Genomic DNA, 23,083 nt, shown 5'->3' with positions numbered 1-23,083 from the left:
ATGGCCCGACCTGCCCCGATCCTCCTCTGCACAATCTGTATTCCCATCCTCCTGCCAATGATTGCAGCCGCATCTGACGGCGTCATTCGTGACATTCGCGGACCGGTTCCACCATCGGGCATCCCGCCTTTTGCATATACTGCCGCGCTTCTTGCAGCGCTCGGCATTACGTTATGGCAACTGAGAAGAAGGCAAACCGTACGGCCAGACGAAACAGCTCACCGCCAGAGGCCTGAAACTGGCGGCAATGACCTCTCCGGCATCGTTGACAGGTATCGATCAGGAGCAATTCCGCTGACTGTCCTGTTCGACCGGATAAATATCCTGGTCCGATGCCATGTTGCCGGACTGTCGTCCGTTGCTCCCGAGCATCTCACCAATAATGAGCTGCTGGGGATCGCCGTGGCACTGCTGCCGCACGACTCTTTCGTGCAAGCTGCAGATATCCTGGGGCTTTGCGACCTGGTCCGTTTCGGGATGGTTCACCCCGACTCTTGCAGGATCGACCGGGCGCTGGACGCAACGGCGCAGTTACTCAAGGCGGGCTCAGGTGGCGAACCATGACCTTCCATGACCCGCTTGCCTTACTCCTCCTGCTAATCATGCCAATCGTCTTCATAATCCGCAAGCGACGCAACCAGACTGCTCAGCTCAGCTTTACCGACGTACAGATTATGCAGGGACTCCCCAATACGCCACGTCAGCAACTGGCCGCAATGCTCCCTGCTGCCAGATGGCTGGCCATTGCCCTGGCGATCCTCGCCCTGGCACGGCCGCAACTGGTAGTGCGGGAGAAGACAATAACCAGCAGGGGTATCGACATGGCGCTGGCCCTGGACATATCGACCAGTATGCTGGCCATCGACCGGACAGCGATTGCCAAGGGGAAGCCGAGACTCCAGATTGCCAAGGATGTGATCAAAGAGTTCGTCTCCAAGCGCACCAGCGACCGGATCGGGCTCGTTGCCTTTGCTGCCCGCCCTTACCCGGTGGCCCCGTTGACCACCGACCACCAATGGCTGATTAGTGCCGTCGAGCAGCTTGATACCGGCGCCATCGAAGACGGAACCGCCATCGGCGATGCCCTGCTGGCAGCCGTCAATCGGCTCCGGTCCTCCCCGGCTGCCAGTCGAACCATTCTGCTGATCACCGACGGCCGGAACAATTCCGGCGCAGTGGCGCCGGCAGTTGCAGCCCAGGCGGCCAAGGCGCTCGGGATAAAGGTTAATGCCATAGGGATTGGTGGCAAAGGAGGCGCCGATTTCCCGGTTGAGGACCCGTTCGGAGGCATAACTTATCGCGAGGTCAAGGCAGATCTGGACGTGCCAACCCTAACCGATATCGCCCGCATCACCAACGGCAGGTTCTTTCTGGCTGACGATGCCGATGCCCTGAGAACTATCTTCAAGGAGATCGACCGGCTGGAGAAGCAGCCGATCGAGGAGAAGGTCAGCAACAGCGCTCAGGAGCTGTTCGCCCCTTTTCTGCTGGCCGCATTTACCCTGCTGGCGGCCGAGTCTCTGCTCGGCGCAACCTGGCTGCGCAGGATGCCATGAACATGATCTTTGCTGACCCGGAATATATCTGGCTCTTGCCGGTGATAATAGCGGTCGGGTTTCTCTCCCTCCGGCATGAATACCGGCGCAAATCGGCCCTGGAGAGATTTGCCGAGCAGCAGCTGGCGGACCGGCTTACACTGCTGCCGTCGTTCGGACTCCGGATCACCGCAGTTGCTGCCCTGTCAGCAGCCATGGCATTGCTGCTCCTTGCACTGCTGCGACCGCAATGGGGCCTGATCCAGGAGGAGCAGACCCGAAAAGGGCTCGATCTGGTCATTGCCCTGGACGTTTCTCGCAGTATGCTTGCCGACGACCTGAGGCCCTCACGGCTTGCCGTTGCCAAGGCTGCGGTAAACAAGCTGCTGGATCGGTTGTCCGGAGACCGGGTCGGAATCCTCGCCTTCAGCGGAACCGCCTTCACCGTCTGTCCCCTGACCGGTGACCATGCAATTGTGCGCAGGATGATCGACGAGCTCGGGCCGGAGATCCTTCCGAGAGGCGGCAGTTCTATCGCCGCGGCAGTTAAGGAGGCGGAGCGCTCTTTCCGCAATTCTCCGCCGCAGGGGCGTGTCCTGATCCTGATCAGTGACGGCGAAGACCATGACGGCGGAATCGCCGCGGCAGTTCGGCAGCTGCAGATGAAAGGAGTGACAGTACTGGCGGCGTTTGTTGGGACCGAAGATGGCGCCCTGATCCCGGAACCCGGGGAAGGCTTTGTCAAGGACCGCAGCGGCGCGGTGATCAGGAGCCGCGGTTCTCTGGCAACCATCAGGAGCATTGACCCGGAAGCGATAACCTTGAATGGCGACGGTGCCGGTCTCGAGCTTCTGCTGCAGCGAAGCCGCGCCATTGCCACGTCAACCGTGCGCAAGGAACGACGCCAGCGGCTGGCCGAGCGATTCCAGATCCCGCTGGCCGCGGCCCTGGTTCTGCTGGTAACGCTAACCGTTTTCAGCGGGAGGAGAAAGGAATGAGACGGTTTGCGCGACTGTTTTTGCTGATAGCGGCAGTCATGACGATACTCCCGTTCCGATTCGATCTCTCCCGTTACCGGATGGAACGGGGATACCAAAGTTATCAGCGCGGCGACATGGATGGGGCACTGGCGAACTGGTCGCTCCTCGGGGACCGAAATGATGCCGCTTTCAACCGGGGCACGGCGCTGTTCCGCAAAGGTGAGACAGACCGGGCGATCCAGGAATTTAGGGGTGCGGTCAGGTCAAATGATCCGGCCCTGCGGCAGCGAGCACTTTACAACCTGGGCACCGTCCTGCTGACAAGCAGCGCGAAGAAAACCGTGCAACTGCCGGAAAAGGTGCAACGCGATCTTGAAGAGGCGACCTCGGTTCTGGAGAATGCGCTCCGTCTCGACCCGAGCGATGCCGCTGCCCGGCAAAACGAAGCGATCGCCCGCTCGGCGCTTGCCGAGGTAAGGCGTCTGCTCGCGGCAAAAGGACAGGGGGAGCGGATAAAAACAGATGGTTCCCGGTCCGGCAGACAAGATGACCGAAGTGATACCAACCGCAAAGGCGAGCAGAGCGACAAGCCTGGCCGCCCAGGCAAGGCAACGAACGAAGGGGACACTAAAGGAAAGTCTCGTCAGGCCCCGGACATGACCCGCGAACAGGCCGACCGGCTCCTTAACGACGCCCGGGGCCGGGAAACCCTCCGCTCCGCCATATCCGCCGGTTCGAAGCCGTCCAAACCCACCCCTCCGGAAAAGGATTGGTAACAGATTGAATAGATACTGCTTTTACATACTGCTCTTGGCTCTGTTCATCCCGCTCCATAGTGCTGCTGGGACCGTCGGAGAAAATCTGACGCTTGAAATCGAGCTGGCAAAGAAGCAGGCCTATCCCGGTGAAGTCGTACCTCTGACTGTCACCTTCCGGGCAAATGGTGTTACGGTGCGCAACATCGGGTACCCGAATCTCGGACTGAAGGGGAGCGGCCGGATACCCTTCGCCAGCCCGTCTCAGGTAAGCGATGATGACGGTCGCGTATTGGCTTACCGGTTTTCGGGGAGGCTGATTGCCGGGGAAGAGAGCGCTACCATCGGCCCGGCCACCCTGGAGTGCGAGGTCATGGAACCGGCTGCCGGCAGTGCCGCATTTTTCGGCGAAGCCACCCCGGCCAAGGTCACCGTCACATCTCCGGTTGCGCAGCTGCAACTGCTGCCGCTGCCGAACGAAGGGCGTCCGGCCTCGTTCTCCGGAGCAGTGGGACGCTTTAGCGTAACAGTTGTCGGAAAACCTGACACTGTTAATATCGGCGACCCGATCACTGTCATAACGACCATCAGCGGCACCGGCTCCCTTGAAGGTGCACAATGTCCGAATCTGAGCGCTCCGGGGGTGCAAAGCTTTCCGTCCAGATCGACACGTACGGGAAAAGGGCTCAACTGCGAACAGATCGTCATTCCCCGCAATCAAGCCGCTGTCCCGCCGGTCAAGTGGAGCTATTTCGACCCGGCTGGCAAGAAGTACGAGACTATAACCAGGGCAATACCCAGCGTCGTCAACTCTGCCACCCGAGTGCCGGACGCTTCCACTCCACCTGTCCCGGTTCCTTCATCCAAGCCGAAAGCATCCGGCTCGCGCAACATTGCAAAACCTTTGACAATCTCCCTATTGTTGGGGGGAGCACTCTTTCTGGCCATATTTTCCGGCTGGCGGTTGCGTACGCTGAGAAGGGCTGCATGCCGCTCGTTACCGTCCGTTGACCTGGCGCAACTAATCAACGAGGCAGAACTTTCGTTGCAATCAGGTGATGTCGAAAAGTTTTACACTTTGCTTTTCGGAATTCTGCAGCATATTGTTGCCAAGGATGCCGGCATCCCCGCCCACTCCATCTCAGGGGGGAATATCGTGTCCGCTCCGAGCGTCGAAATTTCCGCCCTGTTCCTACACTGCGATCAGGTCCGATACGGACAAATCACCCCAAATTCCGCTGAAATGAATAGCGATTTAAATCTTCTGAAAAAAGTATTCTCCAGCCTGAATTTACCGGTAACGCACTAATACTTCCGGCCTACCCTCACCCACCACATAATCGTTATTCAGACAGTTAAGCACCAATACACACAATATGACGTCTAAACCGTTGTCGATTATTTTTACACTCCCAAAGATTCACATTTATTCCTTAATGATTACAATAAGTTCAATATGGCGTCATTATTGCAAAAATATTTACACCCAAATCGGGTGGCTGGAAAAGCTGACATAATTTAAATAAATGATGAACGTCTTAAACATCGTATCTGATGAATCCATCAGACTTCTAAACAGAAAGCGAGGTAAACCAGATGAAAAAATTAGTATCACTATTGGCAGGGGTGGCGTTGGTGGCAGTCGCAATGTCCAGTTCCGCACTGGCAGCGACCTACCATCTCGCGGACACAAACGGTGCATTCATGTATTGGAATGGCGGGCCAGCAAGCCCCAATTGGGGCACGTTTGAATCGAATAACGCCACTGATGCCGCAGGTCTCGGCTCTTTCAGCCTGACCTTTACCGGTGGCGGTTCCCACAAGGCCGGCGCCTACATCGATATAGAAATCGACCAGTATGTTAACTTGTGGTGGAATGAATACGGCATCGCCCATGGCACGAACTCGGATTCGCGCTTTTCCTGGCAGTTCCTTGCCCCTGTTGGCGACCCGCTTCCTCTTGACACCTTGATGAATCTCGACAACAGCATTCTGACGGGTCCTGAGGATATGGCTGTTGCCATGCTCTGGGACTTCACGCTGGCCGACAATCAGAAAGCAACAATTACTTTCAACTCGACAACCACAGCTCCGGGTTCAGGTTTTTTCCTTGAGCAGTACGATGACGGAACGTTTGATGGTGAGATCCTTTCCGACCCGGCATCCGTTTATTTTACAAGCGAGATCAGAATTACCAATATCGACAACAACCCGGTCCCCGAGCCGTCTACCATGCTGCTGCTCGGTGCAGGGCTTGCAGGTCTGGGGATATACTCCCGTCGCCGCAACCAGAAGTAAGCTGAACATTTAATGAAATGGCGAGAGACCGGACAAGTGCCGGTCTCTCGATTGTCAATGTCGCAAAGTTAATAACGACTAAATATAAGGAGGTTTTTATGAAAGTCAGACAGTGGTTGAAAAATACCTTTCTCCTGACCGCTATCCTGTCACTGCTCCCCCTAACTGCCTTCGCTGCCGCACCAGAGGTTAAGACCGTCCCCTGGGTCGCCACCAACACGTTGATCCCGCATGACACCTACTCCGGCAAAGCCATCTTCCTCAAGGGAACAAGCGATGTCCAGGGTGCAAACATCAAATACATCTGGGACTTTGGGGACGGCTCACCAGTAGCTACTAGCACGGTCTCAAACCAGTACATTATCGAAGCGCTTCACACCTATACCGGCGCCGTCGGCACAATCTTTACCGCCACTCTGACCGTCCAAAATACCACCACTGGGGAAACCGGCAGCAAGAACTATTTCGTCAGGATTCAGGAGAAGAAGCTCCCGGTCGAGGTAAACATCGCAATCGACGAAGGGTTATGGACGCTGCACAAAGCCATGAGCCGATCGACTTCCGGCGGCGTGATTCATGGGAACTGGGCTTCATGGAACGGCTATTTTGCGCTGCAAGGGGCCAACCTCAACGCCTTCGAGGTCAATGGCCATCTTGAAGACGGTCCGGCTTACGACCCCTATACCGAGACGGTCAAGCGCGGCATGAACACACTGTTCACCTACCTTTCGACAGAGGGAACCCCGTTACAGGCGCTAGGCAACCCTGACTCCAACGGTAACGGCTTTGGCATTCGCGTTAATCAGGGCAACCAGTATTACCAGGGCGGCGGCATGATGGATGCCATCATCGCCAGCGGTACCCCGGACAAGCTGGCAACAACCGGCCCGGCCAATGTGGCCGGCCGGAAGTACAAGGATATCGTCCAGGACATGGTGGATTACTATGCCTACGGCCAGTATGACAACGCCAGCTATGGTGGATGGCGGTACAGCACTAACGAATGGCCGGACAACTCTGCCTGTCAATGGGCCGCCATCGGCATGATACCGGCTGAACGCAACTGGGGGCTTACGGTCCCGGCGTGGGTCAAAAATGCCAACAAGAACTGGCTGGCCTATTCCCAGCATCCCAATGGGTACTTCGGCTACACCGATTATAACTATATCTGGCTCGGCCCGTTCGCAACCACTGCCTCAGGTATGGTGCAGTTGGTGTGGAACGGCATCGGCCGCGGTACAACTGCATGGGACAAAGCGGAAACGTTCATGCGCAACAACTTCGATAATACCGGTGGTTATGGCACATATGGCATGAAGCCATACAACTATTACGCCATGTTCTCCTTTACCAAGTCGCTGCTTCTGCACCAGCCGCCGATAACCATACTACACTCGACAACCGGCGGCGTCCCCGACATTGACTGGTATGCAGCAGAAACAGCAAAGGGTGACCCGACAAACGGTATTGCGAGAACCCTTGTTGATGCACAAGCCAGTAATGGATCCTGGTGGTCCCATAGCCCGATCGGCCAGGATGCATTCGAGACTGCCTGGGCAATCATGATGCTCAAGCAGACCATGTTCGAGGCTGGTGCTCCGGTAGCAGTGGCAACCGCGACTCCGAACCCGGGCGTGGCTGGCCAGACCATTAACCTGAGCGGTTCAAACTCGTATCATCAAGACCCGACAAAGACTATCGTCAAGTGGGAGTGGGATCTCGACAACAATCTCACCAACGGCTTTGAGGCGACCGGACCGAACGTCAGCAAATCATGGCCAGCAATTGGCAACTATCCGGTCACACTCCGCGTGACCGACAACAACTCGCCGGCCAAAACCGCCGATACAACACTGACTGTCGTGATATCGATTCCTCCTCTTGCACCGACAGCAAATGCCGGCGGTCCATACAACTTCTGCCCCAACAAGACCTGGTTCCTGGACGGCACCAAATCGAGCAACCCGGATAACGGCCAGAGCGAGCCGGGCATGCCTGCCGACTTCATCAAGTCATATCAGTGGGATCTTGACGGTGACAACGTGTTTGATGACGCCAGCTCTGCCCAGCCAGACGTTACGGCATTCTTCTCTGGCAAGCCGTTGGGCCAATATCTGATATCTTTGAAGGTGACCGACAACACCGCGGCATCGTTCCCGAGCAGTGGTTTCGGCGATCTGAGCAGCACCGCGTCTGCCGAGGTAATACTGAAGGCAGCAACAGACCCGGCCTGCAATGCCTGCACTGTCCTTACAGCTCGGCCGAAGAGCGGCAAGGTTGGCTTGACATGGGTGAAGAAGGCGACTGCAGCCAGCTACAACATCTATCGCAGCACTGTCCAGGGCGGACCGTACATCAAGATCGGGACCGCACCCGGCAGTACGATCGCCTACTTCGACGGCGCCGTTACCAACGGCACCACCTACTACTATGTGGCACGGGAAGCCGGGGCAAGCGGCAACGAGTACTGCCAGTCCAACGAAGCATCGGCTAAACCGACTCTGTAATATCTTAGTCTCACTCTGATTATTGAGGGGGCCTGTTAACTCAGACCCCCTTTTTTCTCTCCGAAAGGTGGCATATGCGTTATTTACGTGCGGCAATCATGTCCCTATGCTTAATTGCCATAGCCCTTGCCGCTTCGGCGTCGTCTCAGCCAAGGGTTTCCGGTGTGGTCGGTCAGGAAGGCGCATGGGTGCTGGCAATCATCGAGACCGATGCCGGAACATGCAGCGTGGTTTCGAAAGGTGACCGAATAGGCGATGGCATTGTTTCCGAGATTTCAGCGCGAGGCCTGCAGGTTACATACGGCACTGAGACCGAGTTCCTCCCGCTGTTGGGCGGGACCTTCACCAAAACCAGCGACCACCTGCCGGCTGATGCCGCGCGGACAACATCGCTCAATGTCTCGCGCAATGATACGGTCACCGCACTGGAACGGCCTGATGGCAACAAGAAGCAGTCGGTCAACGAGATCATAGGGCTCCCCCTTTCGGCGCATATTTCCGCGATTAACGGCACTATAGTCACCTCCCAGCAAGAGGCCGGAAAAGTGCTGCTTGAACAACTTAAAACCGGCAGAGTTTCGCGACTCAACGTTTCCGGCGTTCCCGGCATGACCGAAATATACCTAGTCACTGATCCTCCCCCGGAGCTGCCGGAGAATGCCGATATACCGCCGTGGGAACGCACAAAACCCCATTAATGCCCCCAATCCAGAACAAAAGGAGAACTTGTTAAATGCGAACGTCCCTGTATGTGCTATTCATGTTATTGCTATTCTCCTCTGCATTTGCCGACGGCCCGCCGCCGCCGCCGCTATTCGACCCGAACGCCGTTACCCCGCCGATTGAAGGCGCTCCCTCCTCATTCAGCGGAAAAGGGACCGATACGATGATAGATAAGGTATCGCCCGGTATCTATCGGCTCGGGGCAATCCAAATCGACAAGGGGAATAAGACCATCTCGTTCCCGGCAGAAGTCAACATGGGCAAAGGGATGCTGGAATATCTCCTGGTGCGGACTGGCGGTAAAACCCATGAAAGTCTGCTGAGGACAAAAGTGGAGCCTTATCAGTTGCAGATCGCCTGCCTGCTGATTGGGCTTGAAGGGACCAACAACCCTCTGAGCTTTCAGGGTGATCCACGAGTACCGGAAGGGACACCTGTGGAGATACAGTTGAAGGTCGCCGACAAGAATGGTACATTTATCGAGCTTAATCCGACCCTCTGGCTGGCAAAGATGGTTGATGCCAAAATCCAGGCTGTGACTGACGGTTCATGGGTCTTCACCGGCTCAATAATCCGGGACGGGCGGTTTCAAGCCCAGTCAGAAGGGTCAATCGTCGCTATCTACCACGATCCGGCCGCCATGATCGACAATTCTTCACAAGGAGCGGAAAGCGACAAGGTGTGGTTGGTAAACGAAGGGTCTGTCCCTCCTGTCGGCACTCCGGTAACAGTCACCATCAAACCCGCGAAGTAGGAAAGGAGAGATTTACCGATGAAGAAGCTCTGTATTGCGATGACGTCTGTCCTTATGTTTGCGCTCCCCTTATCCTCAATGGCCGCCGAAAAAGTCGTTGCCAAGACGAAACCGGACCTTTCCTTGAAACTCGAACTGGAAAATGCCATCGGCAAGGGGCTTACCTGGCTGGCAGCAAAGCAGCAACCTACCGGCAACTGGGCTCAGCCTGAATATCCGGCGCTGACCGCATTGGCACTGACCGCCTTCCAGGGTGATCCATCGAAATTTTATAAAAGCAAATACGAGCAGAATATCAAGAGCGGCTATGACTATCTGGTCAAGAGCGCCAAGCCTGACGGCGGCATCTATGGCAAGGATCTGGCGAATTACAACACCTCCATCTCCATGATGGCACTCTTGGTGGCCAACAACTCGGCGTACGAACCGCTGCTCAAAAAGGGTCGCAAGTTCCTGGTCGGCCTGCAGGACGATTTCGGTGAAAAAGGGATGGGCGACGATCCGCTGGACGGCGGCATCGGTTACGGCGGCAGCTACAAGCACTCGGACCTGGCCAACACCACCTTTGCCCTTGAAGCGCTCTACTATACCCGCTTTCTGAAGAGCGACGTGGCCAACGATCCGGACGCAAAAGACCTGAACTGGAAGGCAGCGATACAGTTCATCAGCAGGACCCAGAACCTCCCCGGTTCCAATGATCAGAAATGGGCCAGTGACGATCCGGCCAACAAGGGTGGCTTTGTCTATTTCCCGGCCGACAGCAAGGCAGGAGAGCAGAAAATCGAAGGGGACAAGACGGCGCTCCGCTCATACGGAAGCATGAGTTACGCCGGGCTGCTGAGCTTCATCTATGCCCAGGTGGACAAAAACGATCCGAGGGTAAAAGCGGTTATCGACTGGCTCTCCAAAAACTATACGCTTGCAGAAAACCCAGGAATGGGCCAGGACGGCCTGTACTACTACTTCCACACCATGGCCAAGGCACTTTCCGCCGCCGGAGTAGATACCTTGACCACGAAGGACGGAAAAAAGATCAACTGGCGGCAGGATCTGGCCAGAAAACTGCTGGATCTGCAGCGGGAAGATGGTTCCTGGGTCAACCAGAACGGCCGCTGGTGGGAGCGAGACCCGAACCTCGTGACCAGCTATGCAACGATTACTCTGGAGATCCTGCATCGGGGTTTATAAGCTGACAGAAGCGTTCTGTGGAAACCGGTAGCCAGCAGTTCGGTTCCCCAGCCGTTGAGCCCGAGGAATGCCATGCGGACAATAACTCAAAAATTTGCGGTCAGCTACTCTTACCAGGTGCTTTTTACCAGGGGGCTTTTCGACCCGGGCAACGTCACCCTTGCCGGGCTGCTCGGCCAGACCGGCAAATCGCCTAATCGCGCCCTGGTTGTGATCGACAGCGAAGTTGCCAGACTTACAACAGGGCTTCTCGAAAAGATCAGCAACTATGGCAAGCAGCATGACGCCCTGATCGAGTTTGCCGCCCCTCCCTTTATCGTCCGTGGCGGAGAGATCTGCAAGCAGGAGCCTCAGGAGGTCGACAAGATTCACTCGCTGGTTGAACGGCATCGCCTCTGCAGGCACTCCTTTATTATTGCCATCGGCGGTGGAGCGGTACTCGACGCCGCCGGGTATGCAGCGGCAACGGCTCACCGCGGCGTACGCCTGATCAGGATGCCGACCACAGTACTCGCCCAGAACGATGCCGGCGTCGGTGTGAAAAACGGGGTCAATTCCTTTGGCAGAAAAAATTTCCTCGGCACCTTTGCGCCCCCTTTTGCCGTAATTAACGATCTCGACTTTCTCCATACCCTTCCCTCCAGAGAACTGCGCTCAGGGATTGCCGAGGCGGTGAAGGTGGCTCTAATCAGAGATCGCAGCTTTTTCGATTCTCTCTACTCGGACCGGAAACAGCTGGCACTTTTCGAACCTGCAGCCATGGAACGAATGATTTTCAGATGCGCCGAGCTCCATCTGGAGCATATCGCAACCAGCGGAGACCCGTTTGAGTTCGGCTCATCCAGGCCGCTTGACTTCGGCCACTGGAACGCCCATAAACTCGAAGAATTGACCGGCGGCGAGATCCGTCATGGTGAGGCCGTTGCCATCGGCATTGCCCTCGATTCTCTTTATTCGAGTCATTCCGGCCTGCTGGGCGATCTTGACCTGCGCCGCATCCTGTCGCTTCTGGAAGATCTCGGGTTCAGCCTTTATCACCCGGCCCTCTCATGGCTGGATGTGGAAAAGGCGCTGCGGGAATTTCAGGAGCACTTAGGGGGAGAGCTCACTATCCCTCTGCTTGAGGGGATCGGAAAGAAGATCGAAGCACATCAACTGGATACAGAGCTGATGCGACACTGCATTAATCTACTGGCTGAACGAAGATCACTGCTGCCGGTATCGCTACCTGCCGATCCCGCACCGGTTAGAGCCAAGGAGAACTGACATGCCCCCCTACCAGCAGATGACCGCATCCGAGATCCTGGACCTGTATTTTATTGAAAATCGCGCCCGGCTTCTCGATATCGCCTCATTCCTTGACCGGATCGACCGTTACGAAGGTGCAGCAGAAGCCAGGCAGGATTTCCGTTACCAGGCATTTGTCAAGGCATTGGGACTTCTCGGCAATGAGGGACAGGGGCGGACCGAGGCAATCCAGAGTTCATTCAGCGATCCGACCTCAGAGCCTTTGACAAGCGCCGTCGGCCTTAAGGCGTTCGGCGCTTGGGATGGGGGTAAGCGATGAAGGCGATCGATCCCCATATCCACATGGTATCGCGGACAACCGACGACTATCTGAAACTTGCCATCAGCGGAATACATACGGTATCGGAACCAGCCTTCTGGGCCGGGTTTGACCGGAGTTCCGCCGCCAGTTTCCGCGACTACTTTTACCACCTCACCGTGACCGAACCGGCCCGGGCAGCAAGGTTCGGCATCAGGCACCACTGCTGGATCGGTCTAAACTCCAAAGAGGCGGAGAACCTGCACATGGCCGAGGAGGTGCTGGCGATCATGCCGGAGTTCCTTGATGCCCCTACGGCCATCGGCATCGGCGAAGTGGGATTGAACAAGAACAGCCGCAACGAAATCAAGGTACTGGAACAGCAACTGGAGATGGCCGTGAACCGGAACGAACTGCTCCTGATTCATACCCCGCATCTTGAGGACAAGCTGAAAGGGACCCGGATCATAATGGACATGATCCTGTCAGAGCCGCGCATCAAGCCGGAACGGGTGCTGATCGACCATGCCGAGGAACACACCATCAGAGAGATCAAGGCGAACGGTTTCTGGTTCGGCCTGACCCTGTACCCGAACTCCAAAGGGAGCCCGGAACGGGCCATCGATGCCGTCGAGATCTACGGCACGGACAGGATCTGCATCAATTCGTCCGCAGACTGGAGCGTCAGCGATCCCCTGTCGGTCCTGAAATGCGCCAATGAAATGAGAAGACGCGGCCACCCAGAAGAGCAGATCAACAAGGTGTTCTTCGAAAACCCGGCACAGTTTCTCGGTCAATCCCCAAAGTTTTCTATCGGCTGAGAGCAGGTCCACTCCATTTTCATCACAGACCTGGACGGTAATTATCACAGGTGCTATCAACCTGATAGACTGCCCCATCGTATTACCTAATCCCCTCCTGATTATTCACCTAAAGTTTGTCGATTTTTTTTACACATCGTATTACCACCAAATAAATTTTCTTTATTATTAGCATGTTACCTAATGGCTCAGTTTTTGCTCCTTAATTAAAACGATGTTGGAATAACCATTTATTTAATTTTTTATAATCAAATATTTCAGCCATTCACTTTTCATTCAGACTCTTAGTAAGGGGAATTCTATGAAACCGATCAAATATTCCTACCTGTCAGGGCTGTTTCTTCTGATCGTGTGCTGCTTTCTGCCGGCATCGTCCTACAGTCTCTATACCACCGACTGTTCCGGTAATTTCGAGGTAAAAACCGTCTACGACAAGAACGACACGGTATGTGTATCCGGACAGGCGCTCTCCAAGATAAACCTGTACGATTTCTACCCATGTACCGACGCCTACATCATGGATAACCGTATCTGGAGCGGCGGCGAGACACTGGCCGATGTCATGGGATCGGAAAACCGCCTCTGCAATTACATGATGGGTGGTTTTCTCGACGAGGTCATCGCACTCCCCCCACTGAAGGTCGGCAAATACGATGTGGTCTTTGATAACGGAGACGCCAAGTTCGGCGCCGGGGATCAGGTCGAGAATAGCGGCGCCGGTTATCTGTTCGAGGTTGTTGACCTTGGCCATCCACCTGTTGATTCATCGGCGTTGAAAAGCGCTGCGCAGGGAATATCTCTCGGTTACAGCGATGCCATAGACAAATGGAATGGTGCCTGCAAACTGATGGATGCCATGAGCGGCGCACTCAGCCTGATGTCCGGGGATGTCGTGGGTGCGGCTATTGGCGTTCTCGGCAGCATCACCGGCATTGCCACCGACTATAACGGTGCGGTGATCAACATGGCCACGGATCTTATCGGTGCCTTTGACAAGGATAAAACACCGCAAAAGGCATCGGGCATCTACGGCAATATTGCCAAGCATTGGTACGATCTCTATGAGGATCCGCCCGATGCCAACTTTACTGCCCTCGCCCCCCTTGATTTTGCAGCAATTAACGCCGAACTGGCTGCGGCATCGGTTCAAGGAGCATACCCCTTCCAGGTCAAGGGGAGTGACGCTCGGGAAGCGGTGCTGATCAAGATAGCCAACCGTTCCGTCGAGCAGGGGGCATTGGTCAAGGCGCTCAGGCAATCATTCGAAAAGTACCAAGGTGCTGCAGCAGTATCCAATTACGAGTATGCCTTCAGTCAGATCGAACAGGCAAAACAGTATGGCGAGTGGCTGGCTGGAAACTTGGCCGCCATGAAGAGCGATCTGCAGAACGTAAAGAACGTATACACATCTTACGGAACTGCTGACCAAGTAATTCATGTTGCCGACATGCAGGCATTGAAAGACAGGGTCACAGCATCGGGACTAACGGCAGAAGAGATTCAATCTCTGAAGAACGTCGGATACAGTGATGCCCGAGTCCAACTCCTTACCCAGTACGTAAAATCGCTTCGGGTACCTGCCGCCGACTTCTCCCTGGCAAGTTCGATCAACGCAATCACAGCCCAGATTGATACCGCCATCCCTGCAGTACAGACATTCAACACCAATGCTCTGGCTACCATGAACAACCTGGTGACTGAATTCACCCTTCACCGTCCTCTCGCTGATGCAGGCGGGCCTTACCTCGGAACGGCCGGCACCCAAATCTCGCTTAGCGGCGCCAACTCTTCCGACCCGGATGTCGGCGATACGCTCAGTTATGCTTGGGACCTTAACGGTGACGGCAATTTTGACGACGCCACCGGCAAAAACGTGCTTTATTCTTGGGCCAAGCCGTTTTCGGGACTGATCGGACTGAAAATTACCGACTCCACCAACAGGAGTGCCGTCGGATATGACCAGGTCATTATTTCTGCAGGTAATGCTCCGCCAGTCATCTCGTCATTCTTGCCAGCAGCCACAAACCCGAGCGCAAGCATAGTGCAGCCGTTAACCTTTACCGTTGCCGCTTCCGACCCGGAAAATGACCCGCTGACCTATGAATGGACCGTGGATGGCACGATTGTGGGAACCGGCACCAGTTTCACCTTGACTCCGGGTGCAACTGAGAGCGGAACAAAGCTAGTACTCGTGACGATCCGTGACAACAATGTTGCCAGCAGGGACACCGTCGAAGGGCGAACCGTAAGGATATACTCCGATGCCGACGGTGACGGCTACGACTCATCTGTTGACTGCAACGACAACGATGCTACGGTTCACCCCGGAGCCATCGAAATTCTCAACAACGGCAAGGATGACGACTGCAATCCTGCCACCGCGGACTTTGTCTGCGGCGGGCAACCTCCGACAACGTTCTACCGTGATGCCGATGGCGACGGATTCGGTAATCCGGGACAAAGCGTCCAGGACTGTTCCGCACCTGCCGGCTATGTCACCAACAACCAGGACTGTAACGACGCCGACGCGGCTATACATCCGGGAGCAGCAGAAGTTTGCAACGGCAAGGATGACAACTGCAACGGCCAGATAGATGAAGGAGTTACCACTGCATTTTATGCGGATGCGGATGCTGACGGTTACGGCAACCCTCTAACTGCGGTTCAGGCCTGTTTTGCACCGGCTGGACACGTGACGAACGGCACCGATTGCAATGACGCAAACGCTGCGATCAATCCGGGCGCCACGGAGATCATGTACGACGGTATCGACAACGACTGCAATCCGCTGACCTTCGATACAGCGGATGCGGATGGTGACGGGTATCCGAGCAATCTGGATTGCAACGACAATGATCCGACCGTAAACCCGGGACGGCGGGAGATCCTCCACAACGGCAAGGATGACGACTGTAATGCAGCAACTATGGACAACTGGTCCAAGAGCTTTGTCCTCGGCATCGACGATTCCTCCTGGATCTACTACGCCAAGAGCAACGGCGACGGCACCTTCAGCAATTACCGGACTCTGGACTATCTAGGAAGCTCCTATTCACGCGGCATCATCATCGAAGACTTCAACGGCGACGGTTTCCTCGATTTCATTGCCGGTCGCGGTGACGGCTCCATGTTCCTGTTCCTTAATGACGGCAATGACAATTTCGTCAACAAAGGAGTAGCCGCTACCCATCCGAGTACTGGCAGTTATGCCATGGACATGGCAGCCGGCGACTTCAACAATGACGGTCTGCCTGACTTTGTCGCCAATGGCAACACCAACGTCCTCGCTGTATTCATTAACGACGGCAAGGGCGGGTTCACCAGAACGACCATAACCCTTCCCAATACCGGCCGTGGCCTTGATGTAGCCGACTTCAACGGTGATGGCAATCTGGATATTGCTGTTTCGTTCTCCGGAACGAACAACGTCTGGGTATACCGCGGTGACGGCACAGGCAAGTTCACCGGAGCCTCGATCGGCACCGCCACAACTTCGGGAAATGACAATTATGCACTGGCAGCAGCCGACTTTGACAACGACGGCAAATCCGACATTATCGTCAGTGGCAGCTCCAACGGCGACGCCTATTTCTTCAAGGGGAATGGCGACGGGACCTTCCTGACCGGCGGGCTGGTGCCTTCATTGGACATCAACAACTATCACAGCTCAATGGACGCCTATGACCTTAATAATGACGGCAATGTTGATATTGTCATGGGGGACTACAGTTACAACAACAAGCTGTTTTTCGTTCCCGGCAAAGGTGACGGTACATTCGGCACCCGTACTGCCATAAGTCCGACGGCAACACGTTCTAACCTGTTGGCGGTATCGGCTCCGCCAACCGGTAACAGGACTGCAGGGTTCCCCTTTGCAGTGATCTCTCCGAAAACCCAATCCACAGCGGTCGGTTCGGATGCGAACTTAAGCGGCAGTTTCTCCTACGATCCGGATGGCTCCATTGCGGCCTATAACTGGGCTTTTGGTGACGGCAGCACCGCCTCAGGCATGACCCAGGCCCACTCTTTTGCCGCAGAAGGGCGTTACCTGGCAAGCCTCGTTGTAACTGACAATGCCGGGAATAAATCTGCCGATACCGCAGTGGTATATGCCCTGGGAGCCCCGCCTGTTGCCAATGCCGGCGGCCCTTATTCGGTCGGCGAGGCCAAGGCAAGCAATGGGCGCTATACGGTCAATCTCGACGGTTCCGGCTCGAGCGATGACAGCGGCATCGTGAGTTACGAATGGGACTTCGGTGATGGCCTTAGCGATGACTTCACTGACGGAAACGCCAGCGGCTGGACGCCGATGGCCGGCAGCAGCTGGACCGTGAACGGTGGGGCGTACGAACAGACCAATGCCAGTCCGGACAGAACCGACACAATGATCGGCAATGCCAAGTCCGGTGATTACACCGTCGAGACAGACGTGATGCTCGTCTCCGGCAGCGGCCAGGAAGCACAGCTCATCTTCCGGGCGCAGGACACGAACAATCACTATGAATTCATATTCAGGGGAAGGGGGCAGAACGACCTCCTGCTCTACCGGCAACTAAACGGCAGTTTTGGTCAGCTGGCCCAGATCGCACTTCCATTCGTGCCCCAGCTGAATACCTGGTACCACCTGAAGGTCGAGGCATACGGCAACAACATCAAGTGCTACGTAAACGACTCACTGTACTTCAATTACAACGACACCTATTTCGCCACCGGTATGGTCGGATTCTCGACCTACCGTACCGATGCCAAATTTGACAATCTGAATGTCTATTCACGCTCGTCCGGACCGGCTGCGACACATCAGAAACCGACCCATCTCTATGCGGAAGGGACATACACCGCAACCCTCAAGGTAACAGACAAGGCTGGACAGACCGCGGCTGCCACCACCCAGGTGACGGCTGCAAAGGGAACCCCGCCGCTGGCCGATCCAGGCGGCCCATATATCCTTGACGAAACAAAAGCCAACCAGAATACCTGGGCTGTAGCCTTTGACGGCAGCGGTTCCAGTGACGACACCGGAATCGAATCATACGCCTGGAACTTCGGTGACAACACGACCGGAACCGGGGCCAAGCCATCCCACACCTACACCGGTGTAGGCGCAAGAACCGTTACTCTTACGGTTACCGACAGGTCTGGCCAGAGCGACACAAAGACCACAACAGTAACGATATCGGCGAATGCCCCTCCTGTCGCCAATCCGGGAGGACCTTATAACGTCAACGAAGACCAGGTAGTCAACAAGCACTGGACCATCAACGCCGACGCTTCTGCGTCGACCGATGACGTGGCCATCTGGAAGTACGAATGGAACTTCGGCGACGGGACCCCGGTGGTGACAACTAAGACCGTATCCCACACCTACGTAACGCCAGGCACCAATACGATAACCCTGAAGGTCACGGACCACGCGAACCAATCACATACCACTACCACCACCGCATCGGTCGTTGCCACCGCCGCACCCACGGCAAACGCAGGCGGTCCGTACTTCACCGAGCCTAACATGCCGGTCAGTTTCGACGGCACAGCTTCCACCGACAATACCAGTATCCTTTCCTATTCCTGGGACTTCGGTGACGGTACATCCGGCAAGGGGGCTCAACCGACCCATGCCTACGGCACTACAGGGACCTACACCGTTACCCTGACGGTGAAGGACGCGGCCCTGCTGACCGCCACCGCGACCGCCACCGTGACCGTGACTATCGGGAATGCACCAACAGCAAATGCAGGGGGACCGTACTTGTCGAATATCGGTCTGCCGGTTCGGCTGAACGGCTCGGGATCAACCGATGATTTCGGCATCAAAGGCTACAAATGGAGCATCGGCACGGCCAACTACCTCGTTAATGACAGCTTTAACGGTACAATCATCGATACCGCAATATGGTTGTACCCTGCCACAGGCGTGACGCAGAACAATGCGGTAACCCTTACCGGCAGTGGGGGATGGGGTTCTCGCTACCTGTTCACCAAAAATGATTTTACCCTAGACGGAACAGGGATAATCACCGGCCAGGTACTGCAGACGGCCAGCGGGAATCTGATGTTCGGTTTCAAGAATACTAGCACCAATTACAGCTATGAGCAGATGCCGTACGCACTCTATTTCGACAACGGCACGCTGAGAGTTTACGAAAGCGGTTCCCACCGTGCCCAGGTGGGGTCGTATTCGCTTAACGTTCAGTACGACGCCAGGGTGGAACTGAAAACATCGCCATCCGGAGCGATCGCCGGAGCCCGCTACTACTACAAGCCGGCATCATCCGGCGATTGGGTCATGCTGTATGATTCAAGCTATGTACCAGCCTACTCGACCTTCAAGGCAGGGGTTTCCTATTATACAGGGACGTTCATCATCGACAATATGGCGCTTACAGCCGGCCTTCAGATCCTGCAGGGCGAGAAGCCGGTATTTACGCCGAGTAGTGCCGGTACCTTCCCGGTCCAGCTCACCGTTACCGACGGCGCTGGCCAGAGCGCTACGGCATCATCGACCCTGACGGTCAGTTCTGACCCGCTGGTCATAACCGCACCGTGGCAGTTCACCGGCGGGGTAGAAGTACCGCATGACACCTGGAGCGGCGAAGAAGTGATTCTCAAGGCCGTAGTAAAATCAGGCAAAGCGCCGATCACCTATGCTTGGGATTTCGGCGACGGCACATCTTCGACGCCGGCAACGGTAACCGACACCTACAATCTCTCGGCAAAACACACCTACACTGCTGCCGACGGGACGCCGATAACGGCCCGGATAACCGTAACCGATGCCGACGGCAAGAGTTCTTCGGATACCTATCCGATCATCATTCGGACCAAGACCCTTAATGTCGAGGTAAACAAGTCGATCGACGATGCATTGTGGTATATCCACACCACCCAGGACAGAACTGGCGGATCATCAGACGGTCGCTGGTCCGGATACTCCAGCCATTACTCATCAGCAACAGCTTCTGCACTGCACGCCATGGAAATAAACGGCCACCTGGAAATCGGGGATTTCAGCAACGATCCATATGTGGAGGATGTCTCGCGCGGGATGAGCTATATGCTCTCAGCTATTCGACAGACTGCCATAAACGATCAGGCTTACGGAGACCCGGACCTGAACGGCAACGGCATTGGTATTGAAGTTACTGACGGCCAGCCGATATACCAGGGTGGTCAGGTCATGATGGCCCTGGTTGCGTCCGGCACGCCGAACATGAAGGCAACTTCCGGCGATACGGGCATAATCGGCAGAACCTATCGCGACATAGTCGAGGATATGGCAGAGATGTATTACTGGGGACAGGTGGATGAAGGGTACTCTTCCGGCGGCTGGCGCTATGGCTGGAACGGTGATGCCGACAACTCCGCCTGCCAATGGGCAGCCCTCGGTTTTGAGGCGGCCGAAGAACAGAACTGGATCAAGATCCCCCAATGGGTCCGGGACAGGAACCTGGTATGGCTTGCCAACAGCAGAAACGGGGATGGGAAAGGGTACGGATATGCTGGCCCCGGCAATGGTGAGGCAACGACACCGTCCGGTCTCGCTCAGTTGGCTTTCGACCGCGTCCCGACGACCGACCCGCGCTGGAGTCTGGCTGAAAACTTCCTGGCTTCATACTGGAACAATTGGTACAACGGCAAGGAAAACTATTACGCATTTTATGCCCTTGCCAAGGCAATGAGGATCGCCAAGCCCAAGGAAGTCGTCATCATGGGCGAAGGGACTGCCAACGCCATAGACTGGTACAATGACCCTGACCGCGGGATTGCCCGTACCATCGTCAATGATCAGAACGCAAACGGAGAGTTCGTCTCATCTTCCGGGTATGTCACCGGTGCCTTCAAGACGGCGTGGGGCGTCATTGTCCTGACAAAGACCCTCTTCGTGCTGCCTCCGGTAGCCATTGCCGGCAACAACATGGTTTGGGGGATCGACTGGCCGCTTACTTTTGACGGCTCAAAATCCTATCATCTCGATCCATTCCGTAAGATTGTCAAGTATGAATGGGATTTCGACGGCGACGGCGTCTACGACTCCAGCAGCGACCAGCCAACGGCAACCCATACCTATACACAGCTCGGTACCTTCAAGGTTACCCTGCGAGTTACCGACAACAACGCCCCGCCCAAGTATGACACCAACACCATCACAGTGATTGTTGCGGTGCCGCCGCATGCACCAATAGCCGACCCGGGAGGGCCGTATGTCGGCTATGTCGGGATTCCTTTACAGCTTGATGGCAGCAAATCGTACGACATCGACCCGACCGATATCATCACTGCCTACGGTTGGGAACTGGACGGTGCCTTCCCGTATAACTTTACCGATGCCACCGGCGCCAAACCGACCTTCACCTGGAACACTCCGGGCACTTATAATATCGGTCTCAAGGTTGTTGATAATGGGGTGCTTAATCCGCCCAACTACGACAAGCTGACTTCCGAAGCGCGTTGGGCTACAATTACCATCAGGAGCAACAATCCACCAGTGGCCAATGCCGGCGGTCCCTACACATTAAACGAGGGAGGAACAATTCAACTTGATGGTTCCGCATCATCTGACCCGGATGGCAACCCGCTCACCTACTCTTGGGACCTGGACAACGACGGCACCTTTGAAACCTCGGGCAATAAGCCGTCATTCAGCCGCCCGGATAACGGCTCGTTCACAGTGCGGCTCAAGGTCTCGGATGGCGCTCTGGAGTCTATAGCCACCACAACTGTTGAAGTTCTGAATGCGCCGCCGATCATTAATCAAATCCCGGGGGCAACCATAAACGAAGGCGGGACCTATACGTCAACCGGAAGCTTTGTTGATCCGGGCGCAGACACATGGACTGCTACCGTGGACTATGGGGACGGCAGCGGAGCCCAACCTCTGGCCCTCACTGGCAAGGGTTTCTCCTTGAATCATCTTTATCCTCAAAATGGGGCCTTCACTGTGACCGTAACAGTGACTGACAAGGATAGCGGCGCCGGAACAGGCAGTGCCCTGATCACTGTGAATAACGTTGCTCCGGTCGTTGAGGCCGGACCGGATGCAAATCTGGTGGGATCCGGTTCCTTCTCCAGTAGCGGTTCATTCATTGATCCGGGAGCGGACAGCTGGACGGCAAAGGTCAATTACGGCGACGGAACCGGTGATCAGGCTCTAGCCCTGAATCCAGACAAGTCGTTTGCTCTGAACCATCTATACTCTGCAAACGGCAAATTCACCGTGACCGTAACAGTCAGCGACGCCGATGGTGGCAGCGGCACCGACACCGCCACGGTCAATGTATCGCCTCTTCCCCAGGCCGATATCGCCATCACCAAGACGGTCGACAAGACCAGCCCCGGCATCGGGGAGAACGTCACCTTCACCGTGACAGTGACCAACAGCGGCCCGGCCAACGCCACCGGCGTGCAGGTGACCGAGCTGCTGCCGACCGGCTACACCCTGGTGACTGGTCTCCCCTCCCAGGGGACCTACAACCCGCCCAGCGGCATCTGGAATATTGGGACGCTGAACAACGGCGCCAGCGCCACCCTATCCGTCACCGCTACCGTGCTTCCCACAGGTCTCTACAACAACACGGCGAGCCGCACCGCCTCCACGCCTGCTGACCCCAACAGCGCCAATGACAGTTCCACAGTGGTCGTGAGACCGCTTGTGCCGGTTCAGACAATCTTCAATCTGACGGCACGCCCCAAATCGGGCAAGGCCGGTCTGGTATGGAGCTGTGTGCCCGGCAAAGTCACCTACAACGTCTTTAGAAGCACAGTTGCCGGCGGTCCATACGCAAGAATAAAAACTGGGCATACCTACTGCAACTATGCCGACGTTGGCCTGACTAACGACACAACTTACTACTGGCGAGTCACCTCTGTGGATGCCACCGGACTTGAGTCGCTCTATTCAAACGAAGCGAACGCAAAACCTACACTCTGATCCAGGCAATCAGCCCCGCGCTACTTCTATAGCTTTCAGGAAGTAGCG

Annotated in this window: 14 protein-coding genes; all 14 read left to right on the top strand. The window is 55.8% G+C overall.

Annotation, left to right across the window (positions count from 1 at the left end; all coding sequences use genetic code 11):
* The 14 genes from OR1_RS20835 to OR1_RS23025 all read left to right on the top strand — a co-directional run bounded on the left by OR1_RS20835 (nt 1) and on the right by OR1_RS23025 (nt 23,035).
* Entirely contained in the window at nt 1–564 is a 564-nt protein-coding gene (locus OR1_RS20835) for a hypothetical protein (RefSeq protein WP_052440398.1), read from the top strand.
* Nucleotides 561–1,556 carry a VWA domain-containing protein gene (locus OR1_RS11275; RefSeq protein WP_041971959.1) on the top strand — a complete coding sequence of 332 codons (996 nt, stop codon included), beginning with the start codon at nt 561–563 and terminating at the stop codon, nt 1,554–1,556. The genes OR1_RS20835 and OR1_RS11275 overlap by 4 nt, the downstream gene beginning before the upstream one ends.
* A complete protein-coding gene (locus OR1_RS11270; protein ID WP_082002916.1) occupies nt 1,553–2,533 on the top strand; it encodes a VWA domain-containing protein in 981 nt (326 codons plus the stop codon). The genes OR1_RS11275 and OR1_RS11270 overlap by 4 nt, the downstream gene beginning before the upstream one ends.
* The gene (locus OR1_RS11265; RefSeq protein ID WP_041971958.1) at nt 2,530–3,291 is read left to right on the top strand and encodes a tetratricopeptide repeat protein; all 762 of its coding nucleotides are present in this window, start codon (nt 2,530–2,532) and stop codon (nt 3,289–3,291) included. The genes OR1_RS11270 and OR1_RS11265 overlap by 4 nt, the downstream gene beginning before the upstream one ends.
* A gap of 4 nt (nt 3,292–3,295) precedes the next feature.
* Nucleotides 3,296–4,579, top strand: coding sequence for a BatD family protein (locus OR1_RS11260; protein ID WP_041971957.1), 1,284 nt, complete (start codon nt 3,296–3,298; stop codon nt 4,577–4,579).
* Between the two features lie 287 nt (nt 4,580–4,866).
* Nucleotides 4,867–5,568, top strand: coding sequence for a PEP-CTERM sorting domain-containing protein (locus OR1_RS20830; protein ID WP_082002914.1), 702 nt, complete (start codon nt 4,867–4,869; stop codon nt 5,566–5,568).
* Nucleotides 5,569–5,666: 98 nt separating this feature from the next.
* Nucleotides 5,667–8,075 (top strand): PKD domain-containing protein, encoded by a 2,409-nt coding sequence (locus OR1_RS11250; RefSeq protein ID WP_041971956.1) that lies wholly within the window; start codon nt 5,667–5,669, stop codon nt 8,073–8,075.
* Nucleotides 8,076–8,173: 98 nt separating this feature from the next.
* Nucleotides 8,174–8,773 carry a hypothetical protein gene (locus OR1_RS11245; RefSeq protein ID WP_152609872.1) on the top strand — a complete coding sequence of 200 codons (600 nt, stop codon included), beginning with the start codon at nt 8,174–8,176 and terminating at the stop codon, nt 8,771–8,773.
* Nucleotides 8,774–8,808: 35 nt separating this feature from the next.
* The gene (locus tag OR1_RS11240; protein ID WP_052440395.1) at nt 8,809–9,552 is read left to right on the top strand and encodes a YdjY domain-containing protein; all 744 of its coding nucleotides are present in this window, start codon (nt 8,809–8,811) and stop codon (nt 9,550–9,552) included.
* An 18-nt stretch (nt 9,553–9,570) separates the two neighbouring features.
* Entirely contained in the window at nt 9,571–10,740 is a 1,170-nt protein-coding gene (locus tag OR1_RS11235) for a prenyltransferase/squalene oxidase repeat-containing protein (RefSeq protein ID WP_041971954.1), read from the top strand.
* Between the two features lie 72 nt (nt 10,741–10,812).
* Entirely contained in the window at nt 10,813–12,006 is a 1,194-nt protein-coding gene (locus tag OR1_RS11230) for a 3-dehydroquinate synthase (RefSeq protein ID WP_041971953.1), read from the top strand.
* Between the two features lies 1 nt (nt 12,007).
* On the top strand, nt 12,008–12,307 hold the full coding sequence (locus OR1_RS11225; RefSeq protein ID WP_041971952.1) for a hypothetical protein: 300 nt from the start codon (nt 12,008–12,010) through the stop codon (nt 12,305–12,307).
* Nucleotides 12,304–13,107 carry a TatD family hydrolase gene (locus tag OR1_RS11220; RefSeq protein WP_041971951.1) on the top strand — a complete coding sequence of 268 codons (804 nt, stop codon included), beginning with the start codon at nt 12,304–12,306 and terminating at the stop codon, nt 13,105–13,107. Before OR1_RS11225 ends, OR1_RS11220 begins: the two co-directional genes overlap by 4 nt.
* 301 nt (nt 13,108–13,408) lie before the next feature.
* Nucleotides 13,409–23,035 carry a PKD domain-containing protein gene (locus OR1_RS23025; protein WP_052440394.1) on the top strand — a complete coding sequence of 3,209 codons (9,627 nt, stop codon included), beginning with the start codon at nt 13,409–13,411 and terminating at the stop codon, nt 23,033–23,035.
* Nucleotides 23,036–23,083: the final 48 nt, after the last annotated feature.

Source organism: Geobacter sp. OR-1, assembly GCF_000813145.1.
GTDB lineage: Bacteria > Desulfobacterota > Desulfuromonadia > Geobacterales > DSM-12255 > Geoanaerobacter.
The sequence above is the reverse complement of the archived record's forward strand: the minus strand, read 5'-3'. Positions and strand labels throughout refer to the sequence as shown.